Annotated in this window: 9 protein-coding genes and 1 pseudogene; 2 read left to right on the plus strand and 8 right to left on the minus strand. The window is 72.1% G+C overall.

Annotated elements, in window-relative coordinates:
- The first annotated feature begins 18 nt into the window (after positions 1–18).
- A complete protein-coding gene (locus ACFYRY_RS32395) occupies positions 19–198 on the plus strand; it encodes a hypothetical protein (protein ID WP_389153619.1) in 180 nt (59 codons plus the stop codon).
- A gap of 229 nt (positions 199–427) precedes the next feature.
- Here the strand turns inward: ACFYRY_RS32395 and ACFYRY_RS32400 are convergent.
- Positions 428–568: pseudogene (locus ACFYRY_RS32400) on the minus strand (amino acid ABC transporter ATP-binding protein); the annotation flags it as partial.
- Positions 569–694: 126 nt separating this feature from the next.
- Positions 695–1,102: a DUF6278 family protein gene (locus ACFYRY_RS32405; protein ID WP_389153622.1), complete on the minus strand. Its 408-nt coding sequence runs from the start codon at positions 1,100–1,102 to the stop codon at positions 695–697.
- A gap of 327 nt (positions 1,103–1,429) precedes the next feature.
- Between ACFYRY_RS32405 and ACFYRY_RS32410 the strand changes: the two genes are divergently transcribed.
- Complete coding sequence (locus ACFYRY_RS32410; protein ID WP_389153922.1) at positions 1,430–3,199, plus strand: SGNH/GDSL hydrolase family protein; 1,770 nt, start codon at positions 1,430–1,432, stop codon at positions 3,197–3,199.
- Here the strand turns inward: ACFYRY_RS32410 and ACFYRY_RS32415 are convergent.
- From ACFYRY_RS32415 to ACFYRY_RS32440, 6 genes are all read right to left on the minus strand, one after another.
- Complete coding sequence (locus ACFYRY_RS32415; protein ID WP_389153625.1) at positions 3,124–3,903, minus strand: exodeoxyribonuclease III; 780 nt, start codon at positions 3,901–3,903, stop codon at positions 3,124–3,126. The two genes, ACFYRY_RS32410 and ACFYRY_RS32415, sit on opposite strands and share 76 nt — an antisense overlap.
- Positions 3,904–3,973: 70 nt before the next feature.
- A complete protein-coding gene (locus ACFYRY_RS32420) occupies positions 3,974–4,609 on the minus strand; it encodes an MBL fold metallo-hydrolase (RefSeq protein ID WP_389153627.1) in 636 nt (211 codons plus the stop codon).
- 44 nt (positions 4,610–4,653) lie between these two features.
- Positions 4,654–5,952: a 4-carboxymuconolactone decarboxylase gene (gene pcaC / locus ACFYRY_RS32425; protein WP_389153630.1), complete on the minus strand. Its 1,299-nt coding sequence runs from the start codon at positions 5,950–5,952 to the stop codon at positions 4,654–4,656.
- Positions 5,953–6,376: 424 nt separating this feature from the next.
- Complete coding sequence (locus ACFYRY_RS32430) at positions 6,377–7,537, minus strand: MFS transporter (RefSeq protein WP_389153925.1); 1,161 nt, start codon at positions 7,535–7,537, stop codon at positions 6,377–6,379.
- A 29-nt stretch (positions 7,538–7,566) separates the two neighbouring features.
- A complete protein-coding gene (locus tag ACFYRY_RS32435; protein ID WP_389153928.1) occupies positions 7,567–8,124 on the minus strand; it encodes a Chromate resistance protein ChrB in 558 nt (185 codons plus the stop codon).
- A 205-nt stretch (positions 8,125–8,329) separates the two neighbouring features.
- Positions 8,330–10,390 (minus strand): SpoIIE family protein phosphatase, encoded by a 2,061-nt coding sequence (locus ACFYRY_RS32440; protein ID WP_389153632.1) that lies wholly within the window; start codon positions 10,388–10,390, stop codon positions 8,330–8,332.
- Positions 10,391–10,861: the final 471 nt, after the last annotated feature.

Raw genomic sequence — 10,861 nt, forward strand, 5'->3', positions numbered from 1 at the left:
CCCTACGGTTTCGGGGCCGTGGGGGGACCCCCACCCGGCAGCAGCGTCCCCGGTCCGGCCGCGGTGACCACCGCGGCCTCGGTCGTCGGACCGCGCCGCTCCCGCCGGGACAGCCGGGCGGCGGACCGGGAGAGCAACGCACACATCCCGACGCGGATCGGCGAGACCGACACCGCGGGGATGAACGGCACATCGTAGTCCAGGTTCCGCGCGCCGGGCCGAACCGCGTCGGGGGACTCTCCGCTGGGGAGGGTGCGGCGGGGCGCCGGGGGGAAGGACGCCGTCCGGAAGCCCGGCGGGGGCGCCGACGGCGAGGCGTGGGCGGTCGGTCCGGTGGTGCGGTTCGCGCTCCCCCGCTCACTGCTTGAGGATCTTGGAGAGGACGTCCCTGGCACGCTCACCGCGCGGGTCGGTGCAGGACGACAGGCGTCGACTTCCCCCAACCCGAACGGCCGCCGACAACGACCACCTCCCCCTTGCCGACGGTGAGGTCGATGCCCTGCCGGACACGCGGCTCCCCGTAGTACTTGTAGACGTCACACAGTTCGATCAACGGATCGACGGCCATGCCCAGCCCTACCCACTCTCAGCTGTGTCGTAGGTCCCGCAACTTATCGGGGCAAGATCGACGTAAATGCACGACACGCACTTTTCGGGCATTAGCCGTATTTACGTCGAGCTGTGGGCCAGAGATTCACGCTTCCGCGACTTCGGCGTACAGCTGGGAGAGCTCGGGCGCCCCGCTGGACGCCCACTCGTGACCGGAGCCGACGACGTCGAACTCGCGCCCCGAGGCGAGCCGGATCACGGGCTGACCGTCCGGCCGCAGGTCCCAGGAGGCCCCCGGGACGGTCCGCACGATGACCGTCCCGAGATAGAGCCCGGCGTCGTTACCGAGCCAGGGCAGGACCTCCGCGTCGTCCCGCCAGCGCGGCACCAGCTGATCCAGCGCCTCCAACGAGGCCGCGGTGTCGTCGAGTTGGACACCCTCCCGGGACGCCTGGGAGCGCAGCAGCTCACACTCGGCGAGGAGTTCGGCGATGCCCTCGGGGTCGCGGGCGCCGGGTTTCACGTGCCTGTTGCCCAGAAAAGGGATCTTCATATGCCCAGCGTGTCATTCACCCTGCCGTACACACCACAGGCGCGCGGACCCTCGATTCCGGTCGACTTCGCCGCGACTCAGCGCATGGCTCGTTGACATGTACCCGGTGTCTCTTTAGTTTCGCTATGCGACTTTTGTTCTACCAGGGCTCTCTGTTACCTCTCGAACCTCTCGTACCTCTTGCACCTCTCGTACCTCTTGCACCTCTCGTACCTCTGGCCCCCTGATCTTCTGCTCTTCTCTGCCAAGGAGGCGGCCGTGCGCCGAAGCATCCTTTGGTGGGTGGCCGTTCTCGCCCTGTGCGCGGCCCTCGTGCCCACGAGCTCGATGCCGGCCGCCCCGGCGGGCGCGTTGGGGCCTCCCCCGCTGGAGGAACTGTTCGACACGACGGCGGTCAGTGACGACGCCCGGCCCTGCGAGGCGGACTTCGACGGCCTCGGCGCCTCCCTGTCTGCCCAGGACCTCACGGCCGCCGGCTGGACGCCGGGGCGCCCCCTCACCGTGCTGGGCGCGCGGCTGACCTGGCCGCGGTGGCGGCCGGGCGCACCGGACAACGTGCGGGCCGCCGGGCAGGACGTCCGCCTGCGCGGGCACGGCGACGCGCTCGCCTTCCTGGTGGCCGGCACCGGCGGTGCCGAGACAGGCGGCACGGGCACGGTCGAGTACGCGGACGGCACCGTCTCCCCGTACCGGCTGACCGCCTCCGACTGGCGCCGGGGACCGCTCGGCACCAAGGCGGTGGCACTGCCGCACGTCAACACACCCGGTGGCCAACTCGTCGAGAAGGCACGGCTGTACGTCGTGACGGTGCCGTTGAGCGCGGGGCGCGAAGTGATCTCGGTGCGGCTGCCGTACGCGACCGACCTGCATGTGTTCGCGATGTCGGTACGGGCCACCACACCGGAGTGGACCGGGAGTTGGGCGACCGCGACCACCGGCTACCAGGCCCTCGGCCCGTGGACGGACCGGACGCTGCGGCTGGTCGTGCACACCTCTGTGGGCGGGCCACGGCTGCGGCTGCGGTTCGACAACACCTTCGCGGCGGCTCCGGTGCGGGTCGGCGGTGCCACGGTGGCGGTGCAGGCCTCGGGTGCGACGGCGCGGGGTGTGCCGGAGCGGCTGACCTTCGAAGGTGCGGCGGGGGTCGAGATCCCGGCCGGGGCGCAGTCGTTCAGTGATCCGCTGGTCTTCGCGGTACCGGCGGACACCAACCTGCTGGTGAGCTTCCATCTGCCTGGGACGGTGTCTGCGGCGCCCGTGCACCGGCTCGCGCGGCAGCGGTCGTACCTGAGCGACGCGGGCGACCATACGGCGGACGGTTCGGCCACCGCGTACACCTCGACGCTGACCGACTGGCCCCTGCTGACCGGGGTGGACGTGGGCTGCGGGCCGGGGTCGGTGGTGCTGGTCGGGGACTCGATCACCGATGGGGACCGGTCCACCGTGGACGCGAACCGGCGCTGGCCGAATGTGCTGGCCACCCGGCTGCTGGGGCAGAGCGTGGTCCCCCGCTACGGGGTGCTGAACCTGGGGATCTCAGGAAACCGTGTGGTGACCGACCGCTATCCCGGGGACCGGGTCGCCACGGACTCGGCCGGGGTGAGCGCCCTGAACCGGTTCGACCGCGATGTCCTCGCCCAGACGTCGGCGCGTACGGCGGTGCTGTTCGAGGGTGTGAACGACGTGCTGGGCGGTGCCTCGGCCCAGCAGGTGATCGCGGGGCTGCGGGAGTTCGCGGACCGGGGCCGCGCCCGTGGTCTGCGGACGCTGGCAGCCACGCTCCTGCCGTGCGGGGGCCGCCCGCGGTGCACGGCGGCGGTGGACGCCGAGCGGGTCGCGGTCAACGCCTGGATCCGGGACGCCGGGGTGTTCGACGGCGTGCTGGACTTCGACGGTGTGGTCCGCGACCCGGCCTCCCCCACCCGCATACTGCCCGCGTACGACAGCGGCGACCATCTGCACCCGTCCGATGCGGGGTTGGCCGCGCTCGCGGAGTCGGTGGACCTGCGGCTGCTGTCGGACTACACGTCGAGGTCGACCACGACCGGCGCGTGGTCGGAGGCTCCCTTGCCCTTGCGCTCCTCGCGGTCGACGTAGGCGTCCTTCACCGACTTGGCGAACGGCTCGTTGCCGTACACCAGGTCGATGCGCATCCCCCGGTTCTTGGGGAAGCACAGCTGGCGGTAGTCCCAGTACGTGAAGGGGTGCTCGTACTTCAGGGGGCGCGGAACCACGTCGGACAGGCCCGCCTCGCGCAGGGCGGCCAGGGCGGCGCGCTCGGCCGGGGTGACGTGGGTGAGGCCCTCGAAGGCGGCGACGTCATGGACGTCGTCGTCGGTCGGGGCCACGTTGTAGTCGCCGAGGACGGCGAAGGGGCGGCTGCCCGTCGCGTCGCCCGCGACGGCCGCCCTCAGGGCCTCGAACCACTGGAGCTTGTATGCGTAGTGCGGGTGGTCCACCTCGCGGCCGTTCGGCACGTACACCGACCAGACCCGGACCGGGCCGCAGGTCGCGGAGATGGCCCGGGCCTCCGTCGCCCCGTCGTAGCCGGGGTCGCCGGGCAGGCCCTTGACCACGTCCTCGATGCCGACGCGGGAGATCACCGCCACGCCGTTCCACCGGCCGGTGGCGTGTACCGCCGCCTCGTAGCCCAGCTCGCGCAGCTGGTCGAGCGGGAACTGCGCCTCGGCGACCTTGGCCTCCTGGAGGCACAGCACGTCGGTGCCGCTGCTCTCCAGCCAGGCCAGCAGCCTCGGCAGGCGGGCGGTGATCGAGTTCACGTTCCAGGTCGCGATGCGCATGTCTCACAACCTACCGGGCGGGTCTGACAACGCGGCCCGCGCCGGCCGACCTGGCCGGCGGGGCCGCCCGTCACACGTCCGTCGAGGCGCCCGGCGTCAGCCGCAGGTGCTCGGCGCCGCCGAGGGCCCCGATCTGGTTGTCGTAGATCGGGCGGGCGAGGTCGGTGAGCAGGGCGTCGTGGATGTCGTAGGCGCGCTGCGGCTTGACCTCGCGGACGTAGTCGATGACCTCGGAGATCTTGCTCCAGGGGGCCATGACCGGGAGCATCAGCGTCTCGACGGCGTGGTCGGGGACGGTGAGCGCGTCGCCGGGGTGGAAGACCTTGCCGCCGTCGACGAGGTAGCCGACGTTGGTGACGCGGGGGATGTCCGGGTGGATGACCGCGTGCAGCTCGCCGTGGACCTGGACGTCGAAGCCGGCCGCGGTGAAGGTGTCACCGTGACCGACGGTGTGCACCCGGCCGGGGAAAGCGGCGGAGATCTTCTCCGCGACCGACCGGAGGGTCCAGATCTCGGCGGCCGGGTCGGCCTCCATGGCGGCCCGCAGCCGTGCCTCGTCGAAGTGGTCGGGGTGCTCGTGGGTGACCAGGATGGCGTCGGCGCCGACCGCGGCGTCCTGCTCGCTGAATCCGCCGGGGTCGAGAACGAGTGTCCGGCCGTCCTTCTCCAGGCGGACACAGGAGTGCGACTTCTTCGTGAACCTCATGCATTCCATCCTGCCCCCATCCGTCCCGGACACTGGGGCAGGGCTCACTCGCTGAGTGTCGTCTCCTCGCGGATGACCTGCTGGGCCACCTTGAAGGCGCTGTTCGCCGCCGGGACGCCGCAGTAGACGGCCGCGTGCATCAGCACCTCCTTGATCTCGACCGGAGTGAGACCGTTGCGCAGGGCGGCGCGGGTGTGGAAGGCGAGTTCGTCGAGGTGGCCGCCCGCGACCAGGGCGGTGAGGGTGACACAGCTGCGGGAGCGCCGGTCCAGACCGGGCCGGTCCCAGATCTCGCCCCAGGCGTAGCGGGTGATGAACTCCTGGAAGTCGCCGGAGAACTCGTCGGCCTGTGCCAGGGCCCGGTCCACGTGCGCGTCGCCGAGCACCTCGCGGCGCACCTTCAGACCGGAGTCGTACGGGTCGGGACGGCCCACGCCCGGGGGGCTCACGACGGCCGCGGCGATCTCGGCGACCGGTGCGGGCTGCGGCGGCGCGGCGGCCAGGACCGGCTTGACCGGGGACGCCTGGATCGCCGTCATACCGGTGGTGGAGTCGAAGACGGGCTGCCAGGCGGTGGAGAAGTGTCTGACCAGGAGGTCGGTGACGGCGGCCGGCTGCTCGACCGGCACCAGATGGGAGGCGCCGGGGACGACGGCCAGCCGGGCGTCCGGGATGCCCGCGACCAGGGTGCGGGCCTCGGCGGGGCCGGTGACCTGGTCGTCCGAACCGACGAGGACCAGGGTGGGCACGCCCACCCGGGCGAGCTCGCCCCGCACGTCGAACGAGGCGAGCGCCTCGCAGGCGGCGATGTAACAGCCGGGGTCGGTGGTACGCACCATCTGCACGGCCCACTCGGTGATCGCGGGCTGCGCCGCGGCGAACCCGCCGGTGAACCAGCGATCGGGGGACATCCGGGCGATCGGGTCGAGCCCGTTCGTCCGTACGACCACACCGCGCTGGCGGAACTCGTCGGCCGTGCCGAAACGGGGCGAGGCCGCGATCAGCGCGAGCGAGGCGAGACGCTCGGGATGGCGCAGGGCCAGCTCCATACCGACGGCGCCGCCGAGCGCGCAGCCCGCGTAGCCGAAGCGGTGCACGCCGAGACCGTCGAGGGTGGCGAGCAGCCGCGCGGTGAGGTCGCCCACCGCGCCCGCCGGGTACGCGGGAGCGCCGCCGTGCCCGGGCAGGTCGAACCGGAAGACCCGCCACTGCTTCGTCAGCTCGGGGACCTGGCGGTCCCACATGTGCCAGGTGGTACCCAGGGAGGGCCCCAAGATCAGGACAGGGGCGTCTTCTGGTCCGTCGAAGCGGTATTGCAGGGTGTTCGGTGGTGTCTCGCTCACCCGTCAGACCCTCTCATCTCTCACGGGATCTCACATGGCCGGTCCCAACCTAACGGCTCCTGCCGCTGTCTCCACGACGGGCCCGGGACCTCCGAAATCCTTCGGGGTCCAGGTACGGGTTCTGCCGCGGGTACGCCTGGCAGTGTCAACAGGTGGTCCTGCGGGTACGGGCCCTTTTCCCGGTCCCGGCGCGTCGAAGAAGGTTCCTTTCTCGTCACGGCTTTCACGGCTTCCAGGTGATGCGGGTCTCAGCATCGACTGTGGTCAGGATCGCGTGGCTCGGCATGACTCACCTGAAAGCCTTCCGGGATCTCCCCAACCAGCGGCCTCACCGCCACACGGTGAACGAGTTGTGCCGTCCCCTGGTGGGTGACGGTGACCGCTGTGCCGCGGACACCTGAACTGGCGCGGCACGCGCGGCCGTTCACCCCTCCGTCTGCGGCTGAGGTATAGACGACAGTGAACGACGGTGCAGGGACACGGCCACCGCGAGCGCCCCGGTCAGCGCGCAGAGCGCCCCGAAGCCGTAGGTGAGCGTGGCGAACGAGGCGACGGCGGCGACCAGCAGCGGGCCGCCCGCGTCGCCCAGTTCGCGGCCCAGTTCGGCGGCACCCATGGTCTGCCCGAGACGCTCCGACGGGGTACTGGCGGCCAGCGCGGCGAAGCCGAGCGGGGTGATCAGGCCGGTGCCGACGCCGATCAGGGCCGCCCCCAGCAGGATGCCGGTCAGCCCCGGCAGCATCGCGCAGGCCAGACCCGCGGCGGTGACCGACAGCCCCGCGACGAGGCCGGTCCGGGTGGTGAGACGTCCGTCGTCCCGAGCGCGCCCGGCCCGTGGCTGGACGAGGGCCGCGCAGCCGGCCAGCACCGACACCGCCGCCCCGGTCGCCACGGCGCCCAGTCCGGCGGCGCGGCCCGAGACCGGAAGGAAGCCGACCCCGACGGAGAGTGCCGCGGTCGCCGCCGCGAGCGCTGCCGTCGGGGTGAGGAAGACCGGGTCGGCCAGCCTTCGGGCCAGGTCCACAACCGTCTGGCGGACCTTGGGCAGCGGCGGCACGACAGGAACGGCGAGCGCGGCCCAGACGGCGACCGCCGCGCCTAGCACCGCGAGCACGGTGAACAACAGGCGCAGACCGCCGGCCCACACCAGGACGCCGCCGAGCAACGGACCGAGGGTGTAGCCGATCGACTTGTAGAAGCCGTAGCTGCCGAAGGCACGGCCGTGTTTCGCCGCCGGGTTCAGGCGGGCGACCAGTGCGGAGGCGGACGGTGAGAAGGCGGAGGCCGCGGCTCCCTGCCCGAGGCGTGCGGCCCACAGCCAGCCGGGGCTGTCGGCGACGACGTACAGAGCGGATGCCGCGGCGAAGGCGACCAAGCCGCCGAGCAGCACGGGGCGGGCGCCGACGCGGTCGGCGAGGGTGCCGAAGAGCGGCTTGAGGAGCACCTCGGCGCCGTCGTAGAGGGCGAGGAGACCGCCGAGCACCAGGAGGGAGGTGACCGCGTCGTCGGTGTCGCCGCCGAGGCTCGCGGCGATTCCGTGCGCGCCGAAGGCGGTGGTGAACCCCGCCGCGTACAGCGGCCACATCTGCCGGGCCGGGGCGGACGGCGGCGCGGTCATCGGTCCGACTCCGGTGTCTGATGGAGGGCGGCGAAGACCCGCTCGGCGTAGTCCTCGCAGGCCGCGGCGCACTGCTTGAGCCGCCGGCCGGCCTCGGCCGCCTCCGGAGCGCCGAAGACGTCCCGGGCGGTCAGGTCACGATGCCAGCGCCGCAGCCGTTCCAGCGACTGCTCCTCTTCCTCCAGCTCGGCCAGGGTGAACTTGGCGATCCGGATCTCCTTGGCCAGCTCCTGCTCGAACTTGCCGCAGTCGGCCAGGAACTCCGCCCAGTCCGCGGACCGGGCGGCGGTGAACATCGCCTGGAAGCGGGCCGCGTCCTCGGTGCTGCGCCCGGCGGCGTTCAGGGAGACGGCCTGCCCGCCGGCCTGCTCCGTGAGCGCCACCGCCCGGTCGACGCCGGCGGCGAAGACCGGCACATCCGGCACGGCCCAGACCCCCTGCCCGAGGGAGAGCGCGCCCGCCTTGCGCAACTCCCGCCACACCGCGACCCGGTGCCTGGACGGCTCGGCGGGCAGTTTGATCACGAGGACGAGCCAACGGCTCCCCGGCTCCATGTTCGACACGCAATCGAATGTAGCAGCCGTTACATCCGACACTGTAGTCCGCGGTTCGTCAGCCGATGAGGGCTCCGCTCCGGAGGCCCGGGATCGCGGTGCGCCTCGACCGAGCCCGTGTGAGCAGCGCGGGGCTGTCGGCGACGGCGGCGATGGCGCTCGCGCTGCCGCCGTCGCCGGTCAGATACCCGGCTACGCGCCTCCATCAGGTCCCGCGCCGGGCGACGAGCAGCGCCACATCGTCATCCGGCTCCCGGTTCAGCGCACCGAGCAGAATGTCGCAGGTCTCTTCCAGGGGGAGGTGGTTGCCGTCCAGCAGGCGTAGCAGGGCTTGCAGACCGGCGTCGATGGGCGTTGCGTGGCTCTCCACCAGGCCGTCCGTGAACAGCGCGAGCAGTGCCCCTTCGGGTAGTTCCCGTCCTTCGACGGTGAACGGCACGCCTCCCACCCCGAGCGGCACTCCGCCGGCGATGTCGAGGAGTGCGGCATTCCCGGCCGGATTCACCATGATGGGTGGCAGGTGGCCCGCGCGGGAGACTTCGCACCGGCCGTGCCGCGGGTCGCAGACGACGTAGAGGCAGGTGGCCAGCGTGTCGGAGTCGCCGAGCGAGGCGGCGATGCCGTCGAGGTGGTGCAGCAGCTCGGCGGGAGTCAGGTCGAGTCGGGCGAGGGCGCGGGTGGCCGTGCGGAGCTGGCCCATGATCGCCGCCGCGTGCACGCCTTTGCCCATCACGTCGCCGACGACCAGACCGACCTTGCCGTCATTGAGGGGCAGCACGTCGAACCAGTCCCCGCCCACCTCGCTGACCGCGGGCTGATAGCGGAAGGCGACCTCGATGCCGCCGAGGTGCGGTGGCTCCTGGGGAAGCAGGCTGCGCTGGAGCGTCAGCGCGGTGGCACGTTCGCGCCCGTACAACCGGGCGTTGTCGATACAGATGGCGGCGCGTGCGGCCAGCTCGGTGGCGAGGGTGAGGTCCTGGTCGTCGAACGGCCGCGGGTTGACCGTGCGGCACAGGCTGAGCGTGCCGAGTACCTCGCCGCGGGCCATCAGGGGAGCGGCCAGGTAGGAGTGGACTCCGGCTCGCCGCAGGGTCTCGGCTGCCGAGTCGTCCCTGGCGATACGCCGTAGCGCCGTGTCGCTCACGTGTCGCAGCAGGATCGGCCGCGCCTCTCGTACGCATTGGGTGATCACCCGTGACGAGCTGTACGACGCCTGCTCGCCGACCTCATCCGCGGCCATGATCGCGTCGGTGGGACGGCCCGCCGTGAGGGCGAGGACCCGGAAGTCGAGGGAGTCGTCCGCCCGCCCTGCGGCCGTGCCGCCCGGATGGACCACCGACTCGAGTACGTAGACGGCCGCGAGGTCGGCAAGTTCCGGAACGGCGACATCCGCGAGTTCCCGTGCCGTCTGGCGCAGGTCCAGCGTGGTGCCGATACGGACACCGGCTTCGGCGATCACCGCCAGGCGCTCCCGCGCTTCTGCGACCTCCGCCGCCGCCCGCTGACGCTCGGAGACATCGAGCACCGCCATGGCCAGGCCGAGAACACGCCCGTTCTGGTCCTCGATGCGCTGATACGACTCCGAGTAGGCGTGATCTTCGCTGTCCGCGGCCGTCCGGCCGATCGTCTGCTGATCCAGCAGTGGCTCACCCGTCTGAAGGACCTGCCGCATGCGTGACTCGATGGCCTGCACGTCGAGCGCCGGCAGCACCTCGCCGACGCGGCGACCCAGCACGGCCTCCTCGGGCACGCCGTTCATCCGCTCCAGTGACGGATTGACACGCACCCACCGCAGGTCGGTGTCGAACACCGCGATGCCCACCGGCGACTGGCGGACCAGGATGTGGGACAGGGCCAGGTCCCGCTCCACGTTGCGTACGGTCTCGGCGTCGGTGCCCAGGCCCAGGGCATGGTCAGCGCCACGTGCATCGCGCAGCTGCATCGTGCGGAACTCCACTCGGCGCGTCGAGCCGTCCTTGTGCCGCACCGGAAAGACTCCCGCCCAGCGCGCTCCCGTGCGCACGCGCTCGAACAGCTCGCGGGCCCGTGGCTGGTTCTCCGGGGCCACCAGCAGCGCGCCCGCGTCGCGGCCCAGTGCCTCTGCGGCGGAGAAGCCGAGCAGCGACTCGGCCTCGGGGCTCCACAGGGCGATCCGGCCGTCGCTGTCCAGGACGAGGGCCGCCACACGCAGCAGATCCAGCAGCCCACCAGGCGCAGCGATGCCGTTCTGCCAGCCGTTCCCGGTCCGGGTCTCTCGCTCGGGCATACCGGACGCTCCTTCCGGCGGCAGCGCGGGAGGCGCGCCGGGCTCATTCCGCCGGGCTCCCTGTCCGTCATACCTCTGCCCGCACGACACCGCACGTCATGGCCGTCCGCGCTGCGGGGTCGGCTCAGCCTCATCCGGAGGACCGATGGGCGCGGGGCGGACACGAGGGCGAGGGATGCGGGGGATCCCGCGGGATGGGCGGATCGGGCTGAGAGGCCCGGTGACCAGCCTCCCGCCAAGCTGCCGCAGCGACGCATCACGCGACCGGCCTCGCAAAGGACTGACGCGGGGTCTTGACCGCCACGCCGGCCTGCCCCTACGGTGCCGCCGAGACTACGAACCGCGTTCGAAATACCGTACATCTAGGTCGAGTTGAGATTGGTTGGGGGGGGGGGGGGGGGGGGGGGGGGGGGGGGGGGCGGGGGCCCCCCGGGGGCGGGGGGGGGGGGCCCGCGCGGGGCCGGCCGCCGC

Source organism: Streptomyces sp. NPDC005263, assembly GCF_042872365.1.
Taxonomy (GTDB): domain Bacteria; phylum Actinomycetota; class Actinomycetes; order Streptomycetales; family Streptomycetaceae; genus Streptomyces.